The following is a 26565-nucleotide window of genomic DNA, read 5'->3' on the forward strand; positions in this document are numbered from 1 at the left end:
CGGCTACCCCAGAACCGTCTGCAACCGCTCCAACTCGCCCAACTGCGCGCGCGTGACCTCGTAGCCGAGCCGGATGGCCTCGTCCGCGCGGTGGAATTCCGTCAGGCCGATATGCCCGAGCTTGGGCAGCAGCGACATGTCCGGTGGGTCGCCGGCCATGCGGGCGCGCGAAATGCGATCCTGGATGATGTTGAAGGCCTCGACCATCACGCCGGTGATGCCGATGCGCGCGTTGCGGTCGTTCGAGCCGCGATCGACCACGAGAGGACCGTCCTCGACGTCGTCGGCGCTGTGCTTGATGACCGCTGCGCGACCGAACAGATCGTAGTGCAGGTTGACCGCCACGACGAGCGGCTGCTCGTGCGCGCGGCAGACCGACACGGGAACCGGATTGACCAGAGCTCCATCGACCAGAACCCGCTTGTTGCAGGTTACGGGCTCGAAGACGCCGGGAAGCGCATAGGATGCGCGCATGGCCTTGATCAGCGAGCCGCTCGACAGCCATATTTCATGACCGGTTCGGATCTCGGTGGCGACGCACACGAATGGCTTCGACAAATCTGCAAAGGTGACGCCGGCAAGGTGCTCCTGCATGCGCGCAGTGAGCTTCATGCCGCCGAAGAGACCATTGCCGCCCAAATGAAGGTCAAGCAGGCCGAACATGCGCCGCTTGGTGAGCGAGCGCGCGAATTCCTCCAACTCGTCGAGCTTGCCCGCGAGGTAGCAGCCGCCGACCAGTGCGCCGATCGAGGTTCCCGCGATCATGTCGATCTCGATGCCTGCCTCATCCAGCGCACGCAGCACGCCGATATGGGCCCAGCCACGCGCGGCACCGCCACCGAGCGCGAGCGAGATACCGGATTTCTTCACTGGCTTTGCCTGCGGCAGATCCGGCCCCGACGGAAGATCTCCGCCATTGCCCTCTTCATGCCTGCCGCGCAAAGACGCCCATTCGAGCATCACACTACTCCCTGTCCCCCACCGACTATGCGGCGTGGGTCGTATCGAAATCATAAACATTCCACCTCAGGCGCATCCGCTACGCCTTGCCGGAATAGATCGTCTTCGGGTCAAACCTTGCTTCGCTGCCGTCCCCGACCAGCCTCGCATGTCCGTCATCCGCTATTACGGTCCTGTAGAAGCAGGATCGGCGGCCAGTGTGGCAGGTCGCGTCATGTCCGGCCACTTCCACTTTCAGCCAGACCGCATCCTGATCACAGTCGGTACGCAGCTCTACCACCTGTTGGAGGTTTCCCGACGTTTCGCCCTTTTTCCAGAGGCTTTCCCGAGAACGGGACCAATAGTGCGCCACGCCGGTCTCAACAGTCAGGGCGAGCGCCTGCGCGTTCATGTGGGCGACCATCAGCAGTTCGCCGTCGCGTGCATCGGTCACCACGGCGGTGACGAGGCCGTTACCGTCGAAACGCGGCGTGAAGGCCGCGCCTTCTTCCAGCACGGCCTTGTCTTTGGAGGGGAGGCTAAATTCCATGTCTGCGACCTTGTCGTTTCAGGTCGCACCGGCCTGTCAGGCCATTGGACCGCTTCTGAGCATCATCATGAACCGCACCTGTTCTTCCGGCTGATCCTTGAAAGCGCCGGTGAACGTCGTGGTCAACGTGGTGGAGCCCTGCTTGCGAATGCCGCGCATGGCCATGCACATATGCTCGGCCTCTATCATCACGGCGACGCCGCGCGGATTTAGCACATCCTGGATCACGCCCGCAATCTGGGCGGTCATCGCCTCCTGCGTCTGCAGGCGGTGGGCGAAGATGTCGACGGTCCGCGCGATCTTCGACAGGCCGACCACCTTTCCATCCGGCAGATAGGCGACATGCGCCCTGCCGATGATCGGCACCATGTGGTGCTCGCAATGCGAGTGGAACTGGATATCCTTGACCAGGACGATGTCGTCATAGCCTTCGACTTCCTCGAAGGTTCGGCCAAGTTCGTCTGCCGGGCACATATCATAGCCCTGGAACATCTCGCGATAGGCCTTAGCCACGCGCTTCGGCGTGTCGAGCAGGCCCTCGCGTTCCGGATTGTCGCCCGTCCAGCGAAGCAGCGTCAGCACGGCAGCTTCGACCTCCTCCTGCGAGGGGCGGTCGGTTACCGGCTTGTCCATGTAATTCGGAAGCGGCGGACGCGTCGATGGCACGGCCGGCTGGGCGGAGCCGCTCTGGCTGTTATCGGCGCGCGGCGAAAAGGTTTTGACAACGGCATCCATGAAGGGTGTCTCCCGTAGTCCCACTCCAAGGAGGGACGAGTTGAACGGACAACAGCCCTTGGCGAGCGCCGGTTTTGGCGGATCGGAAGCGGCCTGTCTATACATCGGCGAGGACGTGCGACATGCTCGCCTTGTCGCCGATGTGTTCCACGCATTATATATGTCGGGGCATGGCTATGGGAAGACACGGTCTTGGCATGCTGACATCTTCTTGAAGCAGGAGTTGGAACGCTGTGATCAATGACGTCTACAATGCGAAAATTTTGGGCTTTGCCGGAAATATCGCCCGCATTGGCCGTCTCGATCAGCCGGATGCGACCGCGACGGCGCATTCGAAGCTTTGCGGGTCGACCGTGACGATCGATCTGAAGATGGACGGCGATATCGTGACCGATTTCGCCCATGACGTGAAGGCCTGCGCGCTGGGGCAGGCTTCGTCATCGATAATGGCCCGGCATGTCGTGGGCGCATCCGCCGCCGAGCTTCGCGCGGTCCGCGACACCATGCTCAAGATGTTGAAGGAAAACGGCGCCCCGCCGGAAGGCCGCTTCGAAGACCTGAGATATCTGGAGCCGGTGCGTGACTACAAGGCGCGTCATGCCTCGACGATGCTGACATTCGATGCAGTGGTCGATGCGATCGGCCAGATCGAAGCCAAACGCGCCGCCGAGGCGGCATGAAACGGGGAAAGGCCATGCGACCGTCTGAAGCGCTGGCGCGACATCGCGACGAGGTCCTCGCGATCATCGCTCGGTATCCAGTATCGAACCCGCGCGTGTTCGGGTCGGTGGCGCGGGGAGAGGATGTCGAGGGGAGTGATGTCGATATCCTGGTAGAGCGTATCGGCCCCATGACATATCCTGATATCTTCGAACTTGAAGACGAGCTGTCCGGTGTTCTCGTTTGTTCGGTCGAAGTGTTCACCGGGCTCAAGCCACATGCGGCGTCAACTGCCGCGCCCGACCTGAAGTCACTATGAGCGGGGTGCCGCGCCTCACGGATGCAGCGACGGTGGCAATTCGTGACATCCCCGAAAACCTATAGTCGCAACTTCTCCGGCCGCTGGCGCAAGACGCCGGGTCGCGTATTCGGGACCGCCTTCGTGCGGCTCTACCAGCTCACACTTTCCGGGTTCGTGGGAAACGGCTGCCGCCATTTCCCGACCTGTTCAGAGTACGCTTACGAAGCGATCGCCCGCCATGGCTTGTGGCCCGGCGGCTGGATGGGATTGTTTCGCCTTGCGCGCTGCGGACCGGGCGGCACGCATGGCATCGATCTCGTCCCCGAGACGCTAGGGGAGCGCTATGTCTGGTATCTCCCGTGGCGCTACTGGTCCATTTCCGCCAAACCGCGCGACAACGCTATTGGCGGCTGACCGGGTTTACGCGACCTCAAAGTCGATCTAGAACCCCGTCGCGCGCCGGACGCATCCGGCATTCCCACCTGCGCTCGTTTGCAGGACTGGATAGGAGAAGACCATGGCTTCCGTTTCCCTTACATTCCCCAATGGTTCCGTCCGCGAGTACGATGCGGCGATGACCGGTTTGCAGCTTGCCGAGTCGATTTCGAAGTCGCTCGCCAAGAAATCGGTCGCTTATGCGATCGACGGCACCGTGCGTGATCTGTCCGCCCCGCTGGGCGATTCCGGCAAGGTCGAGATCGTGACGCGAGACGATCCGCGCGCGCTGGAGCTCATCCGTCACGACACGGCGCACGTCCTCGCCGAGGCCGTGCAGGAATTGTGGCCGGGCACGCAGGTTACGATCGGTCCCGTGATCGAGAACGGCTTCTATTACGACTTCGCCCGCAACGAGCCCTTCACGCCCGAGGACCTGCCGGTTATCGAGAAGAAGATGCGCGAGATCATCGCGCGCAACCGCCCCTTCACCATGGAAGTATGGGACCGCGAGCGTGCGAAACAGGTCTTTCGCGACAAGGGCGAGGCCTACAAGGTCCAGCTCATCGATGCGATTCCCGAGGGCCAGGACCTCAAGATCTACTATCAGGGCGACTGGTTCGATCTTTGCCGGGGCCCGCACATGGCCTCGACGGGCCAGATCGGCAACGCGTTCAAGCTGATGAAGGTCGCGGGCGCCTATTGGCGTGGCGATTCGAACAATCCGATGCTCACGCGCATCTACGGCACCGCCTTTGCCGAGCAGGCCGCGCTCGACCACTATCTGCACGTCCTGGAAGAGGCCGAGAAGCGCGACCATCGCCGTCTTGGCCGCGAGATGAACCTGTTCCACTTCCAGGAGGAGGGGCCGGGCGTCGTGTTCTGGCATTCGAAGGGCTGGCGGATGTTCCAGAACCTCGTTTCCTACATGCGCCGCCGCCTCGACGTCGACTATGAGGAGGTCAACGCGCCGCAGGTGCTCGATCACTCGCTTTGGGAAACGTCGGGTCATTGGGGCTGGTACAAGGAGAACATGTTCGCGGTTCAGTCGGCTGGCGACGAAGCCGAGGACAAGCGTGTCTTCGCACTCAAGCCGATGAACTGTCCGGGGCACGTCCAGATCTTCAAGCATGGCCTGAAGTCCTACCGCGAACTGCCGATCCGGCTTGCCGAATTCGGTACGGTCCATCGCTACGAGCCCTCGGGCGCGCTGCATGGGCTGATGCGCGTTCGCGGCTTCACGCAGGACGATGCGCACATCTTCTGCACCGACGAGCAGATGGCCGCCGAATGCCTCAAGATCAACGACCTCATCCTGTCGGTCTACGAGGATTTCGGCTTCCACGAGATCGTCGTGAAGCTCTCGACGCGACCCGAAAAGCGCGTCGGCTCGGACGAACTGTGGGATCGCGCCGAGTCCGTCATGATGGACGTGCTGAAGCAGATCGAGCGGCAATCGGGCAATCGCATCAAGACCGGCATCCTGCCGGGCGAGGGCGCGTTCTACGGTCCGAAGTTCGAGTATACGCTGCGCGACGCGATCGGCCGTGAATGGCAGTGCGGCACGACACAGGTCGACTTCAACCTGCCCGAGCGCTTCGGTGCGTTCTATATCGGCCCGGATTCGGAGAAGAAGCAGCCGGTGATGATCCACCGCGCGATCTGCGGATCGATGGAGCGCTTCCTTGGCATCCTGATCGAGAATTTTGCAGGCCATTTCCCGCTCTGGCTCGCGCCGGTGCAGGTCGTGGTGGCGACGATCACGTCGGATGCCGACGATTACGCACAGGCTGTCGTGAAGAAGCTGAAGGCTGCCGGCCTGGTTGCCGAAGCCGATATCCGCAACGAGAAGATCAACTACAAGGTCCGCGAACACTCGCTGGCCAAGGTGCCGGTCATCCTCGTCTGTGGCCGTCGCGAGGCGGAAGAGGGCAGCGTCAATGTGAGGCGCCTTGGCTCGCGCGACCAGGAATCCATGTCGCTGGTGTCAGCCATCGCCGCGCTGTCGGAAGAGGCGACCCCGCCGGACGTGAAGCGCCAGCGCGCCGAAGCCGAAGCGGCCTGATCGAACGAAAAGGCGCGGGGCATGAGCTCCGCGCCTTTTTCACATCGCGTATGACGGGTCAGTCGACCGCGTCGGCGTCTATCGGAACGGTTTCGTTGGCGAGCACTTCCACGTCCTGGTTGCGCCCGGCCTCGACCCTGAAATCGCGCTGGTAGATACGGTCGCGGTTCTTGGCGACGATGGCGTAGTCACCCTCGGCCAAAACCATCGAGGCGAATGCGCCGACGCTTTCGCGCACGATGTCGCCGGAATCCGTCAGGATCGACCAGGACGTATCCGCGATCGCCTCGCCGCCATGTTCGCGGACCAGCTTCATCGTCAGTTCCGCGGCTTTGTGTTCGATGGTCGCTTCGGTCAGCTTGCCGGCCTCGACATGGATGTCGGACCGGATCACCGCGTTCACTTTGCCGTAGGTCGAAACCACATGATACGTGCCGGAGTTCAACCGCACGACCGCGTTCGGGTTGACGTCGGGAATGATCAGCGCACGGTCGCCATTTGCGTCCGCCTGCGCCTCGTAGATCGCGAAGCTGAGCTTGGAGGGCGGAATGCGCACGTCTCCGGACAGGACCGCATCGAGCTTCAGGCCGCCTGCGTCGAGCACGACCGATTCCGTCTTGAAGCTGTCCGCGACCGTGATGCGTTTGGTCGCTCCAGCACGGCCGAAGGATGCGTGGACGAGATAGCTGCCGGGTTCGAGCATGAAGATGCCCGTGCCGCCCTGCGACGATGCAACCAGCGGCAGCCTGCCGTCGGAATCGGCTTCCGGCCGGAAGACGCGCCAGACGAGGCCGCGCGTGATCTCCGGTCCGTCCTCGGTCATGCTGGCGGAAAGCCTGACTTCGCCGTCGCCGGTGCGCGCCAGCGGGCCTTGCGTCGTCGGTGGCGCGTAATTCGAGAGGCCGGGAAGGGACAGGCCGTCCATGACGCCGGTATCCACCTCCGGCTCCTGAGCCGACGCGGTAGAGATTGCGAATGCCGCAACCAAGGCCAATGCCGTTCGTGTGAACAGTCTGGAAACATCCCCTGTCATGCCTTGCTTTGGAGCCCAATGCGGTGGCAATTTCAAGGCGCAAATTGCGCCGCGCACCGCTGGCGCAGATCGAGGCATCCGGCTCGCGTCGGTACCCAGTCCACCCGCTGCCAGGAGCTTGCCCGTGACCTCTCCAGTTCTCGATTTTCTGCTCGCGCGGAAATCCGCGCCGATTCCCGATCTGAAGGAGCCGGCACCGTCCGATGCCGAGATCGAAACCCTGCTGACGGCTGCGTCTCGCGTGCCCGACCATGGGCGGCTCGAACCCTGGCGTTTCGTCCTCTATCGCGGCGATGCGCGGGCGCGCGTTGGTGAACTGCTCGCGGCGCGCGCGGAAGAACGGGAAGGGCCGTTGACCGAAGGCCGCCGCCAGCAGGAACTGGCGCGGTTCTCACGAGCGCCTCTGGTAATCGGCGTCGTGTCCGTTCCGCGCGAAAACCCGAAAATCCCGCAATGGGAGATGTTCCTGTCGGGCGGCGCGGTGGCGATGAACCTCGTCAACGCGGCCAACGCGATGGGATATGGCAGCAACTGGATCACCAATTGGTACTCCGACGACGCGGACGGCAGACGCATCCTCGGCCTCGCTCCCGGCGAGCGCGTCGTGGGTTTTGTCCACATCGGTACCTATCATGGTGAAGCGCCGGAGCGTCCGCGTCCGGACGTGTCGAAACTCTACGCCGACTATTCCGGCCCCTGGAAGGATTAGGAATGTTTTATGAACCGACCAAGGGGCACGGCCTGCCGCACGACCCCTTCAAGGCAATCGTCGCGCCTAGGCCGATCGGCTGGATTTCGTCGATCGCGGCGGATGGATCCGTCAATCTCGCGCCCTATTCCTTCTTCAACGCGATCGGCAGCAATCCGCACCTCGTGATGTTTTCGTCAGAGGGCCGGAAAGACAGCGTGTCCTTCATCCACGAGACCAGGGAGTTCGTCGTCAACCTCGCCTCGCGCGATCTTATCGAGAAGCTGAATGTGAGCTCGGTCGATGCGCCGCGCGGGGTTTCGGAATTCGGCTATGCGGGGCTGACGCCCGTGCCCTCGACGCTGGTCAAGCCGCCGCGCGTCGGCGAGGCCCACGCCGCCCTCGAATGCCGCATGACGGATTGGTACGAGCCAAAAGGGATCGGCGGCAGGGCGTCGAGCAACATCGTCGTGTTCGGGGAGGTGGTGGGCATCCATATCGACGAGGCGGTGATGACCGACGGCCTGTTCGATATCGTCAAGGCCGGAACGACCGCCCGGCTCGGCTACATGGACTATGCAACGGTAACGGAGACGTTCCAGATGCGCCGGCCTCAGTGGGACGCGGAGTAGGTCTCGTGGCCGGCCTCCGTACGCGAAGCCGTCTTGCCGCGTCCGAGGGTTAGCCGGCCACTCTCGCCAGCAGTCTTTCCGCCCGCTTGAGATGCGGGCGGTCGAACATCTTGCCGTCGATCGCGACGACGCCGGGATTGCCCGCAGCGGCGAAGGCATCCACCACGGCCTGCGCATGCGCGACCGCTTCCCCTGACGGCGTGAAGACCTCGTTGATGATGGCGACCTGCGCGGGATGGATCGCCATACGCCCGGTAAACCCGTCGCGTGCACCTTCGACGCAATCGCGCGTGAAGGCCTCCGTGTCGCGAAAATTCGGGAACACCGTGTCGATCGGCGCAACCTCGGCCGCCGTCGCGGCCAATATCGTCGAGAGCCGTGCGAAGCGGAACAAATCGGTGTAGCGCCCGTCTTCGTCGCGGTTGGCCGATGCGCCGATCTCGGCCGCCAGGTCCTCGGCCCCCCATGTCAGGCCCGAAAGGCGAGGGCCGCAATTGCCGTAGGTGCCGGCATTGAGAACGCCGAGCGGCGTCTCGGTGATGATCGGCAGGATTTTCGTGACGCCGTCCTGCAACCCGTTTTCGGCTTCCAGAACGCGCAGGCGTACCGCCAGTCTTCCGACATCGTCGCCGCTGGTGCTTTTCGGCAGCATGATGCCGGCCGGTGCCGCCTTCATCACCGCGCCGAGGTCATCGTCGGTGAGGCCGGTGGTGAGGTCGTTGACGCGGACATAGATGGCGGGCCCGGTCTTCGACGATGCGACGAACTCGGCCGTTATAGCGCGGGCGCGCGCCTTGCCGTCGGTCGCGACCGAATCTTCGAGATCGACGATCAGCGCGTCGGCGCCGGATTCGAGCCCCTTCGCCAGCTTTCGCTCCGAATCGCCCGGCACGAACAGCAACGAGCGCATTACGCTGGCCTCTTGTAGATCATCGTCTGGCGCAGGCAGCGCGCGACGAGATCACCGTGCTGGTTGAAGGCGCGATGCTCCATCTCCACCACACCGCGATCCGGCTTCGATTTCGACTCGCGGATCGACCTGATCTCCGTCTCGACGCGGATCGTGTCGCCGTGAAAGACCGGATGCGGGAAGTTCGTTTCCGTCATGCCGAGATTGGCGACGATGGTGCCGAGTGTCGTGTCATGCACGGAAATGCCGATCATCAGGCCAAGCGTGAACAGCGAATTGACCAGCGGCTTGCCCCACTCGCTCTTCGACGCATAGTCGAAGTCGATGTGCAGCGGCTGCGGGTTCATCGTCATCATCGAGAACTGCATGTTGTCATGTTCGGTGACCGACCGTGTCAGCGCATGCCGTATGACTTGCCCGACTTCGAAGTCCTCCAGATAAAGTCCAGCCACATCGTCCTCCTGCAAGATCTCATCGCCATTCATCTGCCAAGCGCATGGTAGCCGGCAGGTTAAGAACTATGGTGAACCGTTCGTAAACCATTTTTCCTTAGTGTTCACCGACAGATAGGGCAGGGGTCGGGTGGGCGTCCATGATCGTCAGGCATTTCCTCAAATGGATCGGCAACGCACGCGTTTCGGAACGCGTGGCGGCAGCCAGCGCGCTGGCACGCGCCTTCCTGGACCACGAGCTTCCCTTCGAGGATCGCTGTGAGGCCGAGGCTGCGCTGACACTGCTTCTCGACGATCCGTCATCCAAGGTCCGCGCGGCGATGGCGGAGGTACTGTCGTTGAGCAGGCATGCGCCTGCCCAGATCGTTGCAGCCCTTGCCGCTGACCAGGCCGACGTCGCGGGCGTCATCCTCATCCGTTCGCCGTTGCTTACCGATACGGACCTCATCGACCGCGCCGCTTCGTCGGACGGTGCTATCCAGTCATTGATCGCATCGCGGCCGTTCGTGTCGATGTCGCTCGCCGCCGCGATCGCGGAAGTGGGCGAACTGGAAGCCTGTCTCACGCTTCTGAAAAATGACGGCGCAGACGTGGCATCCCTGTCGTTCCGACGTATGGCGGAGCGGTTCGGAGGTGATGCACAATTGCGCGAGGCGATGCTTGTCGACCGCAGGCTCCCATCCGATTGCCGGCATCTGCTGCTGGTTCGTCTGGGCGAGGCGCTCAAGCAGTCGCCGCTCGTTCTCGCCCTCATGGGGCCGGCACGCGCCGAGCGCATCACGCGCGAGGCCTGCGTCCGCGCGTCTCTGACGCTGATCGAGAACACGCCCGCGCAGGAGCACGCAGCCCTGATCGAACATCTGCGCCTGCGCGGCGACCTGACGGCTTCCTTCCTCGTGCGCACGATTGCGCATGGCAAGGTCGATTTTCTCGGCTCCGTCCTGATCGCGCTCTCCGGTCAGTCCGATAGGCGCGTTCGCGCGATCCTCGCTTCAGGCCGCGATGTCGCCGTGATCGCGCTTTTCCGCTCGGCCGGCCTTGCGGACGCGCTGCACCGCGTCTTCCTGCGTGCGCTCAAGGTCTGGCGCGAGGTGGCGAATGGCCGACGCGTCGCCGGCGCGCAGGAGGTGACCTGGCTCATGCTGAAGGAAATCGGCGCAGGTCCCGGCCAGGCCGGTCCCGCGGAGCGCGACCGCGAGGCAGCGGCGCTGATCAAGTCGATCCATCTCGAAGTTCTTCGCGACAACGCGCGCGGCCATGCTTTGGCCATCGCCGCGGCCTAATTCTTCGACAGTTCACGCTTGGATGCGCTGTGTGAGTAATTTGGCTCACTGATCGTGAAACATTTACGCCAGTTGCGGGTTTTACACGTGGTGCCTACGGCCGCATGATGCCGCCTGACGCCCCGGCGGTTGAAGACCGCCACGGAGGTATCAATGACAATGAAATTGAGCATGCCAGTCGTGGTGAACAATGGCTTTGCCGGCCCGCGCGAGATGCGCTCGCTCGGCGAGATTGCCTCTTTTCTCGACACTTGGCCGGCCGAACGCCGCGGCCCTATATTTTCAACCGCTCAACGGTCATGCCGTGCGGCCATGGAAGGCCATCTGTCGGTGGAGAAGGCGCGGCAGTGCTTCGTCCAGTTCGCCCGCCTGACGAACATTCTGGTGCCTGCCGTCGAGCCGATCGCATTCCCGAAATCGCCTTCGGCCGGTTCTCGACTGGCACAGTAGACGATCTGATCGGCTGCGGTCCGATCAGATATCGAGTTCGTCGACAAACTCGGCATGTTCCTGGATGAATCGGAAGCGCGCTTCGGGCTTGGTGCCCATCAGCGCGTCGACAGAGGCTTTCGTGCCCGCCTCGTCATCCACGCTCACATCGACACGCAGAAGCGTGCGCTTCTTCGGATCCATGGTCGTTTCCTTCAACTGCGACGCCATCATCTCGCCGAGACCCTTGAACCGCCCAAGCTCGACCTTGCCGCGTCCGGTGAACTCGGTCTTCAGGAGCTGATCCTTGTGGGCGTCGTCGCGCGCATACATCACCTTGCCGCCCTGGCTGATGCGGTAAAGCGGCGGCACAGCCATGTAGAGATGGCCGTTACGGATAAGGTTCGGCATTTCCTGATAGAAGAACGTGATCAGCAGCGATGCGATGTGCGCGCCGTCCACGTCGGCGTCGGTCATGATGATCACGCGGTCATAGCGCAAATCTTCATCGCGATATTTCGACCGCGTACCCGCGCCGAGCGCCTGAATGAGATCGGAGATCTGCTGGTTGGCGGCAAGCTTGTCGCTGCCGGCGCTCGCCACGTTCAGAATCTTGCCGCGAAGGGGCAGGATGGCCTGGCTCGCGCGGTCGCGCGCCTGCTTGGCCGAGCCGCCGGCCGAATCGCCCTCGACGATGAAGAGTTCCGCACCTTGCGCGGCACTCTGCGTGCAGTCCGCCAGCTTGCCCGGCAGGCGCAGCTTGCGCACCGCCGACTTGCGGCTGACTTCCTTTTCCTGGCGTCGGCGAACGCGTTCGTCAGCGCGCGCGATCACCCATTCGAGCAGCTTCGATGCTTCCTGCGGATTGTCGGCGAGCCAATGATCGAACGGATCGCGGATCGCGCTTTCCACGATGCGCTGCGCCTCGACGGTCGCCAGACGGTCCTTGGTCTGGCCGACGAATTCGGGCTCGCGGATGAACACGGAGAGCATGCCTGCCGCCGAGATCATCACGTCTTCGCCGGTCACGATCGAGGCGCGCTTGTTGCCGGTGAGGTCGGCATAGGCCTTGAGCCCGCGGGTCAACACGTTGCGGAAGCCCATCTCGTGGGTGCCGCCTTCTCCGGTGGGGATCGTGTTGCAGTAGGAATTGATGAAGCCGTCGCCGCCGAACCATGTCACGGCCCATTCCATCGAGCCGTGGCCGCCCTGCTTCTCGCTCTTTCCCGCGAAGATTTCGCGCGTCACCTGGAAGTCGGAGCCGAGAGAGGCTGCCAGATAGTCCTTCAGGCCGCCGGGAAAATGGAAGACGGCCTTGGCGGGCGTCTCGTCCTTCTCGCCGATCAGGGCCGGATCGCACGACCAGCGGATTTCGACGCCGCCGAAGAGGTAGGCCTTCGAGCGCGTCATCTTGTAGAGGCGGGCCGGCTCGAATTTCGCCGACTTTCCGAAGATGTCCGCGTCGGGGTGGAAGCGTACCCGCGTTCCGCGCCGGTTGTGCACTTCGCCGAGCGCTTCGAGCGGGCCCTGCGGCACGCCGCGCGAGAACCGCTGGCGATAGAGCTGGCGGCCGCGCGCGACCTCGACTTCGAGCACGTCGGACAGTGCGTTCACCACCGAGACGCCGACGCCGTGCAGACCGCCCGACGTCTCGTAGACCTTGCTGTCGAACTTTCCGCCTGCGTGAAGCGTCGTCATGATCACTTCGAGCGCGGATTTGTCCTTGAATTTGGGATGAGGGTCGATCGGGATGCCGCGCCCATTGTCGCTCACGGTCAGGAAGCCGTCAGCAGACAGTTCGACGTCGATGAAAGTGGCATGGCCGGCCACCGCCTCGTCCATCGAGTTGTCGATCACCTCGGCGAAGAGGTGGTGCAGCGCCTTTTCATCGGTGCCGCCGATATACATTCCGGGGCGGCGCCTGACGGGTTCCAGCCCTTCCAGCACCTCGATGTCGGCTGCGCTGTAGCCTTCGCTGCCATCCTTCGGCTGGGGCTTGGCGCGCGCGGCCTGCACCAGCGGGTCGATAGGCCGCGCCGGCGTGGCGGGTCGTGCCGCCTGCGCGGGAACTGAGGTCGGAATGCCCGAAAAGAGGTCGTTTGCGTCGTCCATGATGCCCGTTGTTGAGTGAGCCCCGAATCGCTTGCGATAGTGCCATGCTTCCATGGCAAAGGCGAACCGGGTTCCTGTTACGTTCAGGTCGTCTCGCTGTCCACCCGTCAGTGCCTACAATTGTCACGATCGGGTTTCCGCATTGCTAACCACCAAGGTGTGTATCTGCGCCCCGATGACCGCCTTACTGGAAAACTGCTTGGATTTCCGCGTCCGGAGCGCGACACCCGTCCTGGTCTTCCAGAAGATAGGTATTCTCCAACATTGCTATAAGAATGAAGACTATACGCTGAGCGAATTGCCCCCTGACTTGGCTGGATCTTCGATGCTTGATTTTACGTCACTCCTGCTGGCTACCGCCATCTCAGGGTTCTGCCTGAGCCTGACGATGCTGGCGTTTCGCATATCGTCACGCAGCGGCGACTACATGATCACATGGTCGATCGGCCTTCTGATCATCGTCAGCCACATCATGGCGTACTGGATCTACGTCAATCATCCGAACGTGTGGCTCGGCTCCTACGTGGCGGTGTCGCTGCCTACCGGGGTCGCGACGATCTACGCTTCCGCGCGTCAGTTCGCCTTCGGCACGAAGCCTTTCAAGCCTGCGCTGCTGATCGCCGTCCCCTATCTCGCCATTGTTCTGCCGTTGCTGGCGGCGGGCTATGACGGCACGGCGCTGATGGTGCAGAACGCCACGGTTGGCATGCTCTTCGTCCTGTGCAGCCACATTTATTTCAACGCCAGACACGAGGCGCCGTTCTCCATGAGCGCGTTGTCGGCGCTCTATGTTCTGCTGGGCATGTCGTTCGGATTGTGCGGAGCGGTGCTGCTGTTTGGCGGCGAATGGCGCATAGGGCGCGCTCCGGACAATTTCGCCGAGCGCGTGAACATTGTTGTTGCCGTCGTCTGCATGACGGCGATCGGCGCGCTGTCCGTGACGGTCGACCAGGCACGGCTTGCCCGCAAGCATCGCATCGACGCCATGACGGACCCGTTGACCGGCCTCCTGAACAGGCGCGCACTGTTTCAGGCATTTGGCGGAAAGGTGCTCGGTTCCCAACATGCCGCCGTCGTCTTCGACCTCGACCACTTCAAGCGCGTGAACGACGACTACGGCCATGCCTGCGGCGACGAGGTGATCCGCATGTTTGCGGACATCCTGCGCGACGCCGTGCGCAATCGCGAGACGGCGGCACGTCTGGGCGGCGAGGAATTCGTGCTGATCCTGTCGGAAACCACGCCCGATCACGCGCGGATGGCGGCCGAACGGATTGCATCGGCGTTCTCCGCGAGGGTCATCACCACGCCGCAAGGCGAACTGCGCTGCACGGTCAGCGCCGGCATCGGCTTCCCCGGGCCGTCAGGCGCCAGCTTCGAAGAGGTGCTGTCGCGCGCCGACGCGGAACTTTACGAAGCCAAACGCGCGGGCCGCAACCGCGTCGAAGCCGGCGAACTGCGCTTGGCAGGGTGAGGGTGATTGATGGCGCTTGACGCCATCAGGCGTCGCTGACATAACAGCCATCATGAAGGCGCGACTGATCGTTCGGGAGCGTGTCGTCTACCTGGATGGCACATTCGTCGAAATGGTGGTGTGGCAGGTGCCTACTCCGGTGCCGCCCACACAGCACAGCTTCAAATATCGGTTGGTCTACATCGTCGATGGCAGACGCGTGCTCGGTTATGACAATGAGCGCGGCAAGGGAGATCATCGACATCGTATGGGCGCTGAAGAACCCTATGTGTTCACGACGATCGACGCTCTGCTGGAGCAGTTCGTCCGGGACGTCGAAGCGATGAGGAGCTGCACATGAAGAAACAGATCGTTGTCGGCGGCAGTCTGCGCGATGCAGCCAGCCGCGTTTCCCAGGCATGGCGGCAGGCGGCGCGCGGCGAAGCGGTTCAGGCCGAGGACAGCGTCACGTTCCTGTCGTGGGCGGCCCTGGCATCTGTAATGACGGAGAAGCGCTACGAAATGCTGCGCCATCTGCATCGGCATCCCACGCCCAGCATTCGCGCGCTGTCTCGCGATCTCGGCCGCGACTTCAAGCGCGTCCACGAGGATGTGACCGCGCTTGAAGCAATTGGTCTCATCGAACGCGAGGACGGTATGCTCCGCGCGGACTATGACGAAATCCGCGCGGCAATCCTCATGGACGCCTGACCTCGATCGGCAATCAGCTCGCCAGTGCTTCCACCGGCGGGCACGAGCAGACGAGATTGCGGTCGCCGCCCACATTGTCGATGCGTGATACCGGCGGCCAGTATTTCGACGCGAAATCCGTCTCGCCGGCCGGGAAGGCCGCGACCGAGCGCGGATAGGGGTGGTTCCACGCATCACCCATCGTCTCGGCTGCGGTGTGCGGCGCGTTGATCAGCGGATTGTCGTCCTTGGGCCACGTGCCGTCGGCGACCTTCGCTGTCTCTTCGGCAATGCCGATCATCGCCTCGCAGAAGCGGTCCAGCTCGCGCTTCGGCTCGCTTTCGGTCGGCTCGACCATCAGCGTACCGGCGACTGGCCATGACATGGTCGGCGCGTGGAAACCGTAGTCGATCAACCGCTTGGCGATGTCCTCGACGCCGATGCCGCCACGCTCCTTCAAAACCCGCGTGTCGAGAATGCACTCATGCGCGACGCGCCCGTTGCGGCCGGCATACAGCACGGGATAGTGCGCCTTGAGCCGTTCAGCGACGTAGTTGGCTGACAGGATCGCGGTCTCGGTCGCACGCTTGAGGCCCGATGCGCCCATCATGCGGATATACATCCATGTGATCGGGAGGATCGACGCGGAGCCGTAGGGGGCTGCCGCCACCGCATGTTTCGTGCCGCCTGCAACGTGTCCCGGCAGGAACGGCGCGAGGTGCGTCTTGACGCCGATCGGGCCGATGCCCGGTCCGCCGCCGCCATGGGGAATGCAGAACGTCTTGTGCAGGTTCATGTGGCAGACATCCGCGCCGAGATCACCCGGACGCGCGAGGCCTACCAGCGCGTTCAGGTTCGCGCCGTCGAGATAGACCTGTCCGCCATGCTGATGAACGGTCGCGCAGATATCGCGCACGCCTTCCTCGAACACACCGTGCGTCGAGGGATAGGTGATCATCAACGCTGCGAGACGGTCCGAATACTGCTCGGCTTTCGCTTTCAGATCGTCGACGTCAATGTCGCCGGCCTCGGTGCATTTGACCACGACCACGCCCATGCCCGCCATCGCGGCACTCGCCGGGTTGGTGCCGTGCGCGGAGGAGGGGATGAGGCAGACGGTGCGCTGCGTATCGCCCCGCTCGAGGTGATAACGGCGGATGGCCAGCAGCCCGGCATATTCGCCCTGGCTGCCGGCATTCGGCTGGAGCGACACGGCATCGAAACCCGTGATCTCGCCCAGCCAGGCTTCCAGATCGCCGATCATGGCGCGATAGCCGTCCGCGTGAGCTACGGGCGCGAGCGGATGCATGGAGCCAACCGTCGACCAACTCACCGGCATCATTTCGGCCGCGGCGTTGAGCTTCATCGTGCACGAGCCGAGCGGAATCATCGCGCGGTCGAGTGCAAGATCCTTGTCCGCAAGCTTGCGCAGGAGGCGCATCATCTCCGTCTCGGAGCGATTCTCGTGAAAGACCGGCTGCGACAGGAAGTTTTTCGCGTCGCGCGGTTCGCCGGGCAGGGAGGCGGAGGCCTCGCCCGGAATCGAAGCTCCGAACAGACCCGCGATCGTTTCCAGATCGGCTTCGGTCGATGTCTCGTCGAAGGTGACGCCGATATGCGCCTCGTCGATGACACGCAGCAGCAGCCCGGCTTCCTCGGCCTTGGCGGCGATCGCTTTCGCCTTGCCCGGAACCGTCGCAGTCACCGTGTCGAAGATGGCCGTGCCGGCGATCTCGATGCCGGCCGCCTGCACCCCCGCGGCCAGCCTTGCCGCCAGCCGGTTCACACGCCGCGCGATCGCCTGCAATCCCTGAGGCCCATGCCAGATCGCGTAGGCGGTCGCCATGTTGGCGAGCAACGCCTGCGCGGTGCAGATGTTGGAGGTCGCCTTGTCCCGGCGGATGTGCTGCTCGCGGGTTTGCAGCGCCAATCGATATCCCTGCCTGCCATGCGCATCGGTCGACTGACCCACCAGCCGTCCGGGCATCAGACGCGTGAGCTTGTCCGCGACCGCGCAATAGGCGGCATGCGGACCGCCATAGCCCATCGGCACGCCGAAGCGCTGCATCGAGCCGACCGCGATATCGGCGCCGAGCGACGCCGGCGTCTGCGTGATCGTGAGCGCCAGCGGATCGCCGACGAAGATGACGATCGCACCGGCGGCGCGGGCCGCGGCGATGGTCGCCGTGTGGTCGCCGTAGACGCCATGCGTATCCGGCCACGGGATGATGACCGCAGCCGTGTTGTCGCCGATCTCGTCGCAGCCGATGCGGATGTCGAGCGGCTCGGCGCGGGTCTGCACGACGTCCAGCGTCTGGGCGTGCAGCGCGCCGGCGACCATCACGTCGCTGCGCTTGTCGCGGTGGTGGCGCACAGCGATGCCGATCGCCTCGGCCACCGCCGTCGCCTCGTCCAGCAGCGAAGCGGATGCAACCGGCAGGCCGGTCAATTCGCTCACCAGCGTCTGGAAGTTGAACAGCATCTCCAGCCGGCCCTGGCTGATCTCCGACTGGTAGGGCGTGTAGGCCGTGTACCAAGCGGGGTTCTCGAAGAGATTGCGCTGGATGACCGGCGGCACATGCACGCCGTGATAGCCCGCGCCGATAAAACTTTTCTTCACGACATTGCGGTTCATCGTGGCCGAAAGTTCGGCGAGCGCTTCCGCCTCGCTGGCGGGTTTGGGCAGGTCCAGCGGGCGATCGAGCCGGATCGACTTCGGCACGGCCTGGCTGATCAGCGTTTCGATCGAGGGGACGCCGAGCGCGGCCAGCATGGTGCGCACGTCATGCGCGCCGGGGCCGATATGGCGGTCAGCGAAGTGAATGGTCGTGTCCGTCATCGCATGCTCCTCAACCGATATGGGCCTTGTAGCCCGCCTCATCCATCAGCCCTTCGAGCTGGGCTTCATCGGCGAGCTTCATCTTCCACAGCCAGCCCTCGGACGTCGCAGAGGAGTTCACCAGCGCGGGATCGGACGACAGCGCGTCGTTGGCGGCCGTGATCTCGCCGTCCACCGGCGCGTAGACGTCGGACGCCGCCTTGACGGACTCGACCACGACGGCCGTGTCGCCCTTGGCGACGGTCTTGCCCACTTCGGGCAGTTCCACGAAGACGAGGTCGCCAAGCTGCTCCTGCGCATAATCGGTGATGCCGACGGTCGCGATGCCGCCCTCGACGCGGATCCATTCATGGTCTTCGGTGAAATAGGTCGTTGCCATCGAGGTCATCCTTTGCGGTAGCGATGCGGCGAGAAGGGAAGGGGGTGGATTTCGACGGGAACGCGGTTGCCGCGCACCTCGGCGAAGAGTTTCGAATGAGGCGTTGCAAGATCGGCCGGGACGTAACCCATCGCGACCGGGAAGCCGCAGGACGGGCCGAACCCGCCGGAGCGGATTTCGCCTGCCGGATTGCCGTCGCCGTCGAAGAGTTCGGCGCCTGCGCGCACCGGTTGGCGGCCTTCGGGCTTCAATCCCACGCGCTTGCGCGCCGGGCCGGCGGCGATCGCCGTGCGTAGCGCATCCGCCCCGCCGAAAATGCCATCCGCGCGGACGCTTTTGGGGATCGCCCACATCAGCCCGGCCTCGACCGGGGTGGTCGTCGCGTCGATGTCCTGCCCGTGCAGGCAGAGGCCCGCTTCGAGGCGCAGGCTGTCGCGGGCGGCAAGCCCGATCCAGGCGGCGCGTTCGTCGGCCAGCAGCGTCTCGGCGAACGCCTGTGCATCACTGAGCGGCATTGCGATTTCGAACCCGTCTTCGCCGGTATAGCCGGAGCGGCTTGCAAACCAGCCGTCGCGTGGTTCCAGACCATGCATGAATGTCAGCGGCGACAGATCGAGGCCCGCCACCTTCAACACGCTTTCCGCATCCGGCCCTTGCAGCGCGAGGAACACGCGATCGAGCGGTTCGACCGTGCAGTCGAAATCGGCGGCGATCGCCTTCAGATGTTTCTCGTCGACGGCCGCATTGCCTGCATTGGCAACGACCATGAAACGCTGGTCGCCAAGACGCGTGACGATCAGGTCATCGATGATGCCGGCGTGGTCGTTGAGGAAGAAGGTGTATTTCGATGCGCCGTCATCGATCAGGCCGGGGTCGAGCGGGCATGCTCGTGCCAGCGCTTCGCCGGCCTGCGGCCCGGTCAGCAGGAACAGCTTCATGTGCGAGATGTCGAAAAGCCCTGCCTTCTCGCGGGTGTGAAGGTGCTCCTTCAACACGCCGAGCGGGTAGGTGATCGGCATCGACCAGCCCGCAAAGCCGCCATAGCGGGCTCCGGCTGCGTCATGCAGGTCTTTCAGCGGAAGTTGGTTCAGTTCGCCCGTATCGGCCATCGATCCTCCAGAGTCGCACGTCATCGGCCGCTCATGCGGCAGATTCGCGCCCCTCTGTCGGAAGCCTGAGAGACTCGGCACACCCGGAACTCTGTCGGGGCACCTTACACCTTCGGCGCGGGGACATCCCCGACTTTCCAGAGTGTCTTGACCAGTCTACGGTTCTTTTGCCTGAGAGATTTCGGGCGATTTCCCCTTCGGCGGCAGCATACGCTGCTCTCTCCCGCAAACTGGCAGGGCTCCCTCGCGGAAGCCCTCGACGAATCGAACCTAGCCCATGCCGGTGCTTATGTCACCTCCGGCAGGGTGTCGCCCCGTCGCTCAGCCGGGTTGTACCTGCAACTTGCCGATATCGCGTTCGATTTGCTGGATGATGCTGGCGGTCTCGCCATGAAGACGCTTGAGCCGGTCGAGCTGGATCGCAACGCTTTCCGCCATCTGCGGCGTCGTATCTTCGTTGGGTGACGTGCCGATGCCGTGCAGCAGCCAGGACAGGCTGACATTGAGAACGCCGGCCAGCATGGAAAGCCGGTTGGCGCGCGGCTGGGAGCGGTCGCTTTCCCATGCCTGGATGGTCGAAGCCTGAACGCCGATGCGTCTTGCAAGCTGTGCGACCGAGAGGTCGGTGGCGTCGCGGGCTCGCGAAAGCCGTCCGCCAAGAGTATCTGTATCTGGAATTTCGGAATAGATCGTCGTGGTGTTGGGCACCCGTCCCACCTCCATGATTGTCGCATGAAAAATCCCGCAGAGACGCGGGGATCGAAGACGCCCATCATAGCGACCGGGCCCACATGCGCAACGCTAACGGGTTAGCCTAGCCGATTCAATGCGTTAGCTGGTCGAGCCAAGTGCCTGACTCGATTCAGGTTTCCAACGTCCTTGGCCGCGATTACCGCGACAGGTTTCGGAGCCGGGCGGTGTCGAACACCCTGCCTCTCCTTGCATCGCGGTGTCTCGCCGCTGCTGACGAGTGCTTGGGCGAGGCTTCTTGTGCGTGTCGTTATCCCACGTCCGGTGCCTGGTTTCGGGCGACATGCATCAGGTGTTCGCCAGCCTCTTTGCATGCCAGCGCAAATGGTCGTCCATGAAGGTCGAAATGAAGAAGTAGGAGTGGTCGTAGCCGTCCTGCATGCGCAGCGTGAGCGCCATACCGGCATCGTCGCACGCTTCCTCGAGCAGCCATGGCCGCAGCCCGTCGTCGAGAAAACCGTCCGCCGTGCCCTGATCAACCAGGAATTCGGGGAACCGCGCGCCATCCTCGATCAGCGCGCAGGTGTCGTACTGCCGCCATGATGTCTCATCGGCACCAAGATACTTCTCGAATGCCGGCTTGGACCAGCCCGCCGTCGAAGGCTGGACGATGGGCGCGAAGGCCGAGGCGCTCCTGAAACGATCCGGATGCTTGAGCGCGATCGTCAGCGCGCCATGACCGCCCATGGAGTGCCCGAAGATACCCTGCCGGCTCATGTCGGCCGGGAATTCCTCTTCGATCAGCGCCGGCAGTTCCTGCGTGATGTAGGAATACATGCGGTAGTTCTTCGCGAACGGCGCTTGCGTCGCGTCGAGATAGAAGCCCGCACCACAGCCGAACTGCCAGTTGTCCTTTTCGTCCGGCACACCGTCGCCGCGCGGGCTGGTGTCGGGGCAGACGACGATCATGCCGAGTTCGGCCGCGAGCCGGCGATACTCGCCTTTGTCCATGACGTTCTGGTGGGTGCAGGTCAGGCCGGACAGATACCATAGGACCGGGCAGGGGCCGTCCTTTGCCTGGGGCGGCACGAAGACCGCAAAAGTCATCTCGCAGGCGCAGGCCTCGGACCGGTGCGCGTAAACGCCCTGGATGCCGCCGTGGGATTTTGCGGTCGAAATGGTCTTCATAGTGAACCTCAATTTCCGAGCGTCACGGCCGCGTTGACTGCGGCTGCGACCAAAACGGTGTTGAAAACGAACGACACGATCGCATGGACGATGTTGATCCGTCGCATCGTAGTGGTCGTGATCTGGACGTCGGACGTCTGCGCTGTCATGCCGATCACGAAGGAAAAGTACACGAAATCGATACCGGACGGGGCTTCTCGTCCCGGAAAATCGAGCCCGCCTTTTTCCCCGCGCTTGCCGGATGTCCGTCCGTCCGGTTGCCAATAGAGATGCGCGTAGTGGATCGCGGCCATCATATGGATCGCCATCCATCCGAGCGGAACCGCAAGAAACGCAAGCAGGAGTTGAAGCGTGCCGGGCTGCGTCGAGTTGAGCACGATGAACAATGCGCCGACTGCCACCGAAACGGCGGCCAGCGTCGCTAGAAAGATGATAGAAACCGGGACGTCGCTGCTTGCCGCGTGGCTGCGAAGATAGGCTGCGGTCAGGCGCGGAAGCGCGACAAGCGTAAGCGCCAGATAGGTCGCAAAGAAAGCGTTGGATGCGATCACGGTCGCCAATCGCGGCTCGATTGCAAGCGCGATCGCGCCTGCCGTGACGCCAACCGCGGCGGCGACATAGAACGGGGTATGGCGCTCGAGCGGTTTCACGGCGCGGAAGCCCGAATCGCCCTGCGCACCGCCTGGTCCAGCGCGCTCAGGAAGGTCGAGCGGTCCCTGGCGGAAAAGGCTGCATTGTAGCCCTTGATCTCGCCGCTTTCGCGCAGATGCTGTTTCAGGTCGCGCATCGCGACCGCCATGCCGATCGATTCCGGCGTGAACGGCCGGCCTGTCGGCCCCAGCACATGCACGCCGTTCGGAACGAGGCGCGCGGCAAGCGGCACGTCCGCCGTGATCGCGATGTCGTCGGCCACCGCATTGTCCACGATCCAGTCGTCGGCGGCATCCGCGCCTTTCGACACGACGACGTGCTTCACCATCGGGTCGCGCGACGGACGAAGCCCGCCATTGGACACGAAAGTGACCACCAGGCCGTGCCGCTCGCCCACGCGCACGACCTCGTCCTTGACGGGGCAGGCATCGGCATCGACGAAGATTTGCGTCATGGGTCCATCCTTTACGGACGGTGCTCTAGCATAAAATCCGCAGATGCAAGCAGTCGCAGAGCCTTGGCGCTGCCGACTGGCCGGGCAGGGCTACTCTGCAGGAAGATGGCACCGCACGAACTCGGCGCCGCCGCTGCTGCCCGTCTGCCCGATCGTGATCGTGTCCTGCGTCGGCATGTCGAGCATGATGCTGCGCTCCTCCATGTCGCCTTCGGCCACGCAGGATGCTGCAAGCGTGGCCTTGCCATCCGTCATCTCGGTGGCCGGAAAGTTGCAGACGCTCTCATATCGGCGGATCGTGGTCGGCGTGATGACCGCCATGATTTCCAGCGGCTCCTGATCGATCTTCGCGCAGGAAGCCGCGTCGGAAGCCCACACGCCCACATAGTCGGGGCCGACACCGGCCGGGCCTGCGCGTGCGGCTGCCCGCGTATCCGCGTTCAACTGGTCTGCCGGTGCGAGCACGGCCGCCGGGTCGCCGGTAACGGGCTCCCGGTCGCCGGTCGCTTCGGTGATGCGCTGTTCCAGAAGGGCCACGCCCTTGTCGAAATCCTGCATGGCACGCCGTGCGATCTCGTTGAGAGATGCGCCGATCTGGCCGGCGATCTCGCCTGCGCGGTCCAGCGCGGGGCCGGCATCTTCCAAGGCGCGTTCAGCGCGCTCGCGTGCATCGCGCGTCAGTTCGCCAGCACCTTCGAGCAGCGAGTTCGCGCCTTCACGCAGTTTGCGCGTTGCTTCGCCCTCATCGTTGGCCGGCGGCGGCGTTGTCTGTTCCTCGACGTTCGCAGGAGGTTCGACCTGCGAGACGATCGTCTCTTCCTCGCCGCAGGCAGCGATCGCCAGCATGGAAATGCCGGCTGTCAGAAGCAGGCTTGTCCTGAAAATGCGCATGTGTGGCTCTCCTGATCGCCGCGATCCCTTCGGCCCACAGGAATGCTTATCTGTGGGCCGAGGTTCCGCGTGGGCGGAGCAGTTGCGTCAGTAGACGACGACCGAGCGGATGCTCTCGCCCGCATGCATCAGGTCAAAACCCTTGTTGATCTCGTCCAGCGTCAGCGTGTGCGTGATCATCGGGTCGATCTGGATTTTGCCCTCCATGTACCAGTCGACGATCTTCGGCACGTCGGTGCGGCCGCGCGCGCCGCCAAATGCGGTGCCTTTCCAGGTTCGGCCGGTGACGAGCTGGAACGGGCGCGTCGAGATTTCCTGGCCGGCGCCGGCCACGCCGATGACGATGGATTCGCCCCAGCCGCGATGCGAACATTCAAGCGCCTGACGCATGACCTTGACGTTGCCGGTGCAGTCGAACGTGTAGTCCGCGCCGCCGATCTGGTCCGCGCCGCGCTTCGTCAGGTTGACGATGTGCTGCACGACGTCGCCGTCGATCTCGGTCGGATTGACGAAATGCGTCATCCCGAACTTCTCGCCCCATGCCTTCTTGTCGTTGTTGAGATCGACGCCGATGATCATGTCCGCGCCGGCGAGGCGAAGCCCCTGGATCACGTTGAGCCCGATGCCGCCGAGGCCGAACACGGCCGCCGTAGCCCCGATCTCGACCTTGGCGGTGTTGATGACCGCGCCGATGCCCGTCGTCACGCCGCAGCCGATGTAGCAGATCTTGTCGAACGGCGCGTCCGGGTTGACCTTGGCCAGCGCGATCTCGGGAAGCACCGTGTGATTGGCGAAGGTCGAGCAGCCCATATAGTGATGGATCTTGTCCTTGCCGATGGAGAAGCGGCTGGTGCCGTCCGGCATCAGGCCCTGGCCCTGAGTCGCGCGGATCGCGGTGCAGAGGTTCGTCTTCTGCGACAGGCAGGACGGGCACTGGCGGCATTCCGGCGTGTAGAGCGGAATGACGTGGTCGCCCTTCTTCAGCGAAGTGACGCCGGGGCCGACATCGACGACGACGCCCGCGCCCTCATGGCCGAGAATCGCCGGGAAGATGCCTTCCGGGTCCGCGCCCGACAGGGTGAACTCGTCGGTGTGACAGATGCCGGTGGCTTTGATCTCGACCAGGACCTCGCCTTCGCGCGGGCCTTCCAGGTCGACCTCCATGATTTCGAGCGGCTTTCCTGCGGCGACGGCGACGGCGGCACGGGTCTTCATGGGGCGATTCCTCCTGCGAATGCGAGAGGCCGCAAAGTTTCAGGATTTGGGGAGGGAGGCAAGACGCGGGATGAAGATGGGGCCGGTTCGAGCGTCCCCCAGCCAGATCGCAGCAAGAGATCCCGAGACCAAATCCCGGGGGAACGGTCCGCCGGGACTCTCGCATGCGGGGGCAAGGGCCGGATCGTTTGATCGCGACGCTGGCAGGAGATGGGACGCGCCGAACGGCGGCGCGTCATGACGTGTCGGGTGCGATGACACGCCGCGGTCTGCCCAGGCCGGATGCCACGATCGCCGACAAGCCGCCCTGCAAGTGGCGGATTGCCGGCATCGGGCGAAGGCCGGGCAATTTGGCACGACCGGCGCCTTCCCGGCAGTATCCGACGATCAGCCTTGCCTGTCGGTCGAGCAGCTTTGCCAGCGCCCGGAGGCTGGCGGCGAGACGCAGCGCATCCGCCGGCGAGAAGCCCACTGGGCCGATCGGCATGGATGCGGCCGGCGTGTCCGGGCCGCCGTCGACGACGTCGCGCGCCACGGCCTCGGCCTGACGCAGGAACAGGAGCACCAGGCCGCGGACGATGGGGGAGCGGCCGGCGGCCAGTTCGGCGAGGCCGGCCAGCGCGCACAGCAGGGCGACGAGGCGGCCGAGTGCCACCCGTTCCTCATCCATCCCCCGCTTCCAGTCCATTCGCCGCGCTCCGTTGTTCAGCGGGGCATTGTCCGAGAGGTGCGGAGGGAGGTGGATAGAATTTCCGCACCATTGCTGACACATGCTGACAATTTGATGTGTCTGGCTGCGGCCAGAAGCGGTTGCACAAAAGGAACGGCGGTTGTGGGGTGGGAAGCGGAACGGTGGCTTGGCGCAGAAATTTATGAGAAGCGGACGTTAGACACTTCTTCCTCGCGTTGCACATCGACGATGAAATTGCGCATCATGCGTGCGCATTCCTCGTGATGTGTCTCCAGCAGCAGATGAGTGCCGTCGAAGACATGCATCTCGATCCGTTCGAGATTCCGAGCATATTCGTCAACCTCCGCGATATCGTAATAGGGGTCGTGACGTCCCCAAAGCAGCAGCGCGCGAGGCTGATGGTCGCGATGGTACGCTTTGCAGGCTGGGAAGCTGGCTGCGTGAGAGCTGTAATCGGCAAAAATCCGTAGCTGCATATCAATGCGTCCGGGCTGGCTCATGCGCTCCCAGTCGAGATGCCATCCATCCGGTGCCACAAGCGGAACCAGACGCTGCGGGATATCCCCGACATAGGTGTGTTTTACGCCCTCAAAATTCAGCCATTCGGGAAGCTTCGCCAGGTTTTCGGGCGTAGGTTCAGCCCAATAGGACTTCACGAGATTCCAGGGCTCGCCAAGCCCTTCTTCATGGGCGTTGCCGTTCTGAACAATCAGACCGAGCACCCGTTCGGGATATTTCATCGCCAAGGCGTAAGCCACCGCAGACCCGAAATCATGCACGTAAAGAACGAACCGTTCCATGCCGACCTCGCGCAGCAACGAGTCGATTGTTCTGGCCATGGCATCGAAGGTGTAGGGGTAGTCATCGGGCGCTTCGGTAAAGCCGAACCCCGGCAGGTCCGGGGCGACGACATGGGCGACTTCGGACAGCGGCCCGATGACGTTGCGGAAATAGAATGACGAGCAGGGCTGGCCGTGCAGGAGCAGCAGACCCGGCGCGCCGCGCCGTCCTGCTTCCCTGTAGAAAAGGTCTACGCCATCTACATTGATCGTATGGTGTCGGGTTTTCTCGACAGTTTGCACGTGACTTCC

Annotated in this window: 29 protein-coding genes and 1 riboswitch; of the genes, 11 read left to right on the forward strand and 18 right to left on the reverse strand. The window is 63.5% G+C overall.

The window, feature by feature from the left end; translation table 11 throughout:
• Positions 1-3: 3 nt before the first annotated feature.
• The 3 genes from AAFN55_RS10180 to folE form a co-directional block, all read right to left on the reverse strand.
• On the reverse strand, positions 4-960 hold the full coding sequence (locus AAFN55_RS10180) for a patatin family protein (RefSeq protein WP_347798728.1): 957 nt from the start codon (positions 958-960) through the stop codon (positions 4-6).
• 79 nt (positions 961-1039) lie between these two features.
• Positions 1040-1489, reverse strand: coding sequence for a phosphoribosyl-AMP cyclohydrolase (hisI, locus tag AAFN55_RS10185; RefSeq protein ID WP_347798729.1), 450 nt, complete (start codon positions 1487-1489; stop codon positions 1040-1042).
• 36 nt (positions 1490-1525) lie between these two features.
• Positions 1526-2224 (reverse strand): GTP cyclohydrolase I FolE, encoded by a 699-nt coding sequence (gene folE, locus AAFN55_RS10190; RefSeq protein ID WP_347798730.1) that lies wholly within the window; start codon positions 2222-2224, stop codon positions 1526-1528.
• Positions 2225-2457: 233 nt separating this feature from the next.
• Here folE and AAFN55_RS10195 point away from each other — a divergent pair, with 233 nt between their 5' ends.
• The 4 genes from AAFN55_RS10195 to thrS all read left to right on the forward strand — a co-directional run bounded on the left by AAFN55_RS10195 (position 2458) and on the right by thrS (position 5685).
• The gene (locus tag AAFN55_RS10195; RefSeq protein ID WP_347798731.1) at positions 2458-2904 is read left to right on the forward strand and encodes an iron-sulfur cluster assembly scaffold protein; all 447 of its coding nucleotides are present in this window, start codon (positions 2458-2460) and stop codon (positions 2902-2904) included.
• Complete coding sequence (locus AAFN55_RS10200; protein ID WP_347798732.1) at positions 2901-3203, forward strand: nucleotidyltransferase domain-containing protein; 303 nt, start codon at positions 2901-2903, stop codon at positions 3201-3203. Before AAFN55_RS10195 ends, AAFN55_RS10200 begins: the two co-directional genes overlap by 4 nt.
• Before the next feature lie 42 nt (positions 3204-3245).
• Positions 3246-3599, forward strand: coding sequence for a membrane protein insertion efficiency factor YidD (yidD, locus tag AAFN55_RS10205; protein ID WP_347798733.1), 354 nt, complete (start codon positions 3246-3248; stop codon positions 3597-3599).
• Between the two features lie 103 nt (positions 3600-3702).
• Positions 3703-5685, forward strand: coding sequence for a threonine--tRNA ligase (thrS, locus tag AAFN55_RS10210; RefSeq protein ID WP_347798734.1), 1983 nt, complete (start codon positions 3703-3705; stop codon positions 5683-5685).
• A 58-nt stretch (positions 5686-5743) separates the two neighbouring features.
• Here the strand turns inward: thrS and AAFN55_RS10215 are convergent, their stop codons facing one another.
• Positions 5744-6718, reverse strand: a complete 975-nt coding sequence (locus AAFN55_RS10215; protein WP_347798735.1) for a hypothetical protein — start codon at positions 6716-6718, stop codon at positions 5744-5746.
• Positions 6719-6842: 124 nt separating this feature from the next.
• Here AAFN55_RS10215 and AAFN55_RS10220 point away from each other — a divergent pair, with 124 nt between their 5' ends.
• Complete coding sequence (locus tag AAFN55_RS10220) at positions 6843-7427, forward strand: nitroreductase (protein WP_347798736.1); 585 nt, start codon at positions 6843-6845, stop codon at positions 7425-7427.
• Positions 7428-7429: 2 nt separating this feature from the next.
• Positions 7430-8038, forward strand: a complete 609-nt coding sequence (locus tag AAFN55_RS10225; RefSeq protein ID WP_347798737.1) for a flavin reductase family protein — start codon at positions 7430-7432, stop codon at positions 8036-8038.
• Positions 8039-8087: 49 nt separating this feature from the next.
• On the opposite strand, the gene AAFN55_RS10230 is transcribed toward AAFN55_RS10225, so the two are convergent.
• Complete coding sequence (locus AAFN55_RS10230; RefSeq protein WP_347798738.1) at positions 8088-8948, reverse strand: CoA ester lyase; 861 nt, start codon at positions 8946-8948, stop codon at positions 8088-8090.
• Positions 8948-9400, reverse strand: a complete 453-nt coding sequence (locus AAFN55_RS10235) for a MaoC family dehydratase (protein WP_347798739.1) — start codon at positions 9398-9400, stop codon at positions 8948-8950. The genes AAFN55_RS10230 and AAFN55_RS10235 overlap by 1 nt, the downstream gene beginning before the upstream one ends.
• Positions 9401-9540: 140 nt before the next feature.
• Here AAFN55_RS10235 and AAFN55_RS10240 point away from each other — a divergent pair, with 140 nt between their 5' ends.
• Both AAFN55_RS10240 and AAFN55_RS10245 read left to right on the forward strand, forming a co-directional pair.
• Positions 9541-10683 carry a DUF2336 domain-containing protein gene (locus tag AAFN55_RS10240; RefSeq protein WP_347798740.1) on the forward strand — a complete coding sequence of 381 codons (1143 nt, stop codon included), beginning with the start codon at positions 9541-9543 and terminating at the stop codon, positions 10681-10683.
• 153 nt (positions 10684-10836) lie between these two features.
• The gene (locus tag AAFN55_RS10245; RefSeq protein ID WP_347798741.1) at positions 10837-11133 is read left to right on the forward strand and encodes a DUF982 domain-containing protein; all 297 of its coding nucleotides are present in this window, start codon (positions 10837-10839) and stop codon (positions 11131-11133) included.
• Between the two features lie 24 nt (positions 11134-11157).
• Here AAFN55_RS10245 and parE read toward each other — a convergent pair whose 3' ends face one another.
• On the reverse strand, positions 11158-13224 hold the full coding sequence (gene parE, locus AAFN55_RS10250) for a DNA topoisomerase IV subunit B (RefSeq protein WP_347798742.1): 2067 nt from the start codon (positions 13222-13224) through the stop codon (positions 11158-11160).
• A 325-nt stretch (positions 13225-13549) separates the two neighbouring features.
• On the opposite strand from parE, the gene AAFN55_RS10255 reads away from it, so the two are divergent.
• From AAFN55_RS10255 to AAFN55_RS10265, 3 genes are read left to right on the forward strand one after another with little or no spacing between them, the layout of a single operon-like run.
• Entirely contained in the window at positions 13550-14698 is a 1149-nt protein-coding gene (locus AAFN55_RS10255; protein ID WP_347798743.1) for a GGDEF domain-containing protein, read from the forward strand.
• A gap of 52 nt (positions 14699-14750) precedes the next feature.
• Positions 14751-15038, forward strand: a complete 288-nt coding sequence (locus AAFN55_RS10260; RefSeq protein WP_347798744.1) for a DUF6516 family protein — start codon at positions 14751-14753, stop codon at positions 15036-15038.
• The gene (locus AAFN55_RS10265; RefSeq protein WP_347798745.1) at positions 15035-15388 is read left to right on the forward strand and encodes a hypothetical protein; all 354 of its coding nucleotides are present in this window, start codon (positions 15035-15037) and stop codon (positions 15386-15388) included. The genes AAFN55_RS10260 and AAFN55_RS10265 overlap by 4 nt, the downstream gene beginning before the upstream one ends.
• A gap of 13 nt (positions 15389-15401) precedes the next feature.
• Here AAFN55_RS10265 and gcvP read toward each other — a convergent pair whose 3' ends face one another.
• From gcvP to AAFN55_RS10320, 11 genes are all read right to left on the reverse strand, one after another.
• A complete protein-coding gene (gene gcvP / locus AAFN55_RS10270; protein WP_347798746.1) occupies positions 15402-18206 on the reverse strand; it encodes an aminomethyl-transferring glycine dehydrogenase in 2805 nt (934 codons plus the stop codon).
• 10 nt (positions 18207-18216) lie between these two features.
• Positions 18217-18585, reverse strand: a complete 369-nt coding sequence (gcvH, locus tag AAFN55_RS10275; RefSeq protein WP_347798747.1) for a glycine cleavage system protein GcvH — start codon at positions 18583-18585, stop codon at positions 18217-18219.
• Between the two features lie 5 nt (positions 18586-18590).
• Positions 18591-19694 (reverse strand): glycine cleavage system aminomethyltransferase GcvT, encoded by a 1104-nt coding sequence (gcvT, locus tag AAFN55_RS10280; RefSeq protein ID WP_347798748.1) that lies wholly within the window; start codon positions 19692-19694, stop codon positions 18591-18593.
• A gap of 149 nt (positions 19695-19843) precedes the next feature.
• A riboswitch (glycine riboswitch) is annotated at positions 19844-19930 on the reverse strand.
• Positions 19931-20015: 85 nt separating this feature from the next.
• On the reverse strand, positions 20016-20402 hold the full coding sequence (locus AAFN55_RS10285; protein ID WP_347798749.1) for a helix-turn-helix transcriptional regulator: 387 nt from the start codon (positions 20400-20402) through the stop codon (positions 20016-20018).
• A gap of 330 nt (positions 20403-20732) precedes the next feature.
• Positions 20733-21572: an S-formylglutathione hydrolase gene (gene fghA / locus AAFN55_RS10290; protein ID WP_347798750.1), complete on the reverse strand. Its 840-nt coding sequence runs from the start codon at positions 21570-21572 to the stop codon at positions 20733-20735.
• Between the two features lie 8 nt (positions 21573-21580).
• Positions 21581-22222, reverse strand: a complete 642-nt coding sequence (locus AAFN55_RS10295) for a DUF1345 domain-containing protein (RefSeq protein ID WP_347798751.1) — start codon at positions 22220-22222, stop codon at positions 21581-21583.
• Positions 22219-22677: a YaiI/YqxD family protein gene (locus tag AAFN55_RS10300; protein ID WP_347798752.1), complete on the reverse strand. Its 459-nt coding sequence runs from the start codon at positions 22675-22677 to the stop codon at positions 22219-22221. Before AAFN55_RS10300 ends, AAFN55_RS10295 begins: the two co-directional genes overlap by 4 nt.
• A 90-nt stretch (positions 22678-22767) precedes the next feature.
• Complete coding sequence (locus tag AAFN55_RS10305; protein ID WP_347798753.1) at positions 22768-23568, reverse strand: hypothetical protein; 801 nt, start codon at positions 23566-23568, stop codon at positions 22768-22770.
• Between the two features lie 87 nt (positions 23569-23655).
• A complete protein-coding gene (locus tag AAFN55_RS10310) occupies positions 23656-24783 on the reverse strand; it encodes an S-(hydroxymethyl)glutathione dehydrogenase/class III alcohol dehydrogenase (RefSeq protein WP_347798754.1) in 1128 nt (375 codons plus the stop codon).
• A 235-nt stretch (positions 24784-25018) separates the two neighbouring features.
• Positions 25019-25471, reverse strand: coding sequence for a hypothetical protein (locus tag AAFN55_RS10315; RefSeq protein WP_347798755.1), 453 nt, complete (start codon positions 25469-25471; stop codon positions 25019-25021).
• Positions 25472-25653: 182 nt separating this feature from the next.
• The gene (locus tag AAFN55_RS10320) at positions 25654-26556 is read right to left on the reverse strand and encodes an alpha/beta hydrolase (RefSeq protein WP_347798756.1); all 903 of its coding nucleotides are present in this window, start codon (positions 26554-26556) and stop codon (positions 25654-25656) included.
• Positions 26557-26565 lie beyond the last annotated feature (9 nt).

Origin of the sequence: Mesorhizobium sp. CAU 1732, assembly GCF_039888675.1 — a bacterium.
In the GTDB taxonomy this organism is placed as follows: Bacteria; Pseudomonadota; Alphaproteobacteria; order Rhizobiales; family Rhizobiaceae; genus Aerobium.

Excerpts from the sequence above, each read along its gene's own strand:
- AAFN55_RS10180 (WP_347798728.1), bottom strand. The coding sequence starts at position 960 with ATGCTCGAATGGGCGTCTTTGCGCGGCAGGCATGAAGAGGGCAATGGC.
- hisI (WP_347798729.1), bottom strand. The coding sequence starts at position 1,489 with ATGGAATTTAGCCTCCCCTCCAAAGACAAGGCCGTGCTGGAAGAAGGC.
- folE (WP_347798730.1), bottom strand. The coding sequence starts at position 2,224 with ATGGATGCCGTTGTCAAAACCTTTTCGCCGCGCGCCGATAACAGCCAG.
- AAFN55_RS10200 (WP_347798732.1), top strand. The coding sequence starts at position 2,901 with ATGAAACGGGGAAAGGCCATGCGACCGTCTGAAGCGCTGGCGCGACAT.
- thrS (WP_347798734.1), top strand. The coding sequence starts at position 3,703 with ATGGCTTCCGTTTCCCTTACATTCCCCAATGGTTCCGTCCGCGAGTAC.
- AAFN55_RS10215 (WP_347798735.1), bottom strand. The coding sequence starts at position 6,718 with ATGACAGGGGATGTTTCCAGACTGTTCACACGAACGGCATTGGCCTTG.
- AAFN55_RS10225 (WP_347798737.1), top strand. The coding sequence starts at position 7,430 with ATGTTTTATGAACCGACCAAGGGGCACGGCCTGCCGCACGACCCCTTC.
- AAFN55_RS10230 (WP_347798738.1), bottom strand. The coding sequence starts at position 8,948 with ATGCGCTCGTTGCTGTTCGTGCCGGGCGATTCGGAGCGAAAGCTGGCG.
- AAFN55_RS10240 (WP_347798740.1), top strand. The coding sequence starts at position 9,541 with ATGATCGTCAGGCATTTCCTCAAATGGATCGGCAACGCACGCGTTTCG.
- AAFN55_RS10245 (WP_347798741.1), top strand. The coding sequence starts at position 10,837 with ATGACAATGAAATTGAGCATGCCAGTCGTGGTGAACAATGGCTTTGCC.
- parE (WP_347798742.1), bottom strand. The coding sequence starts at position 13,224 with ATGGACGACGCAAACGACCTCTTTTCGGGCATTCCGACCTCAGTTCCC.
- AAFN55_RS10255 (WP_347798743.1), top strand. The coding sequence starts at position 13,550 with ATGCTTGATTTTACGTCACTCCTGCTGGCTACCGCCATCTCAGGGTTC.
- AAFN55_RS10260 (WP_347798744.1), top strand. The coding sequence starts at position 14,751 with ATGAAGGCGCGACTGATCGTTCGGGAGCGTGTCGTCTACCTGGATGGC.
- AAFN55_RS10265 (WP_347798745.1), top strand. The coding sequence starts at position 15,035 with ATGAAGAAACAGATCGTTGTCGGCGGCAGTCTGCGCGATGCAGCCAGC.
- gcvP (WP_347798746.1), bottom strand. The coding sequence starts at position 18,206 with ATGACGGACACGACCATTCACTTCGCTGACCGCCATATCGGCCCCGGC.
- gcvH (WP_347798747.1), bottom strand. The coding sequence starts at position 18,585 with ATGGCAACGACCTATTTCACCGAAGACCATGAATGGATCCGCGTCGAG.
- gcvT (WP_347798748.1), bottom strand. The coding sequence starts at position 19,694 with ATGGCCGATACGGGCGAACTGAACCAACTTCCGCTGAAAGACCTGCAT.
- fghA (WP_347798750.1), bottom strand. The coding sequence starts at position 21,572 with ATGAAGACCATTTCGACCGCAAAATCCCACGGCGGCATCCAGGGCGTT.
- AAFN55_RS10300 (WP_347798752.1), bottom strand. The coding sequence starts at position 22,677 with ATGACGCAAATCTTCGTCGATGCCGATGCCTGCCCCGTCAAGGACGAG.
- AAFN55_RS10305 (WP_347798753.1), bottom strand. The coding sequence starts at position 23,568 with ATGCGCATTTTCAGGACAAGCCTGCTTCTGACAGCCGGCATTTCCATG.
- AAFN55_RS10310 (WP_347798754.1), bottom strand. The coding sequence starts at position 24,783 with ATGAAGACCCGTGCCGCCGTCGCCGTCGCCGCAGGAAAGCCGCTCGAA.
- AAFN55_RS10315 (WP_347798755.1), bottom strand. The coding sequence starts at position 25,471 with ATGGACTGGAAGCGGGGGATGGATGAGGAACGGGTGGCACTCGGCCGC.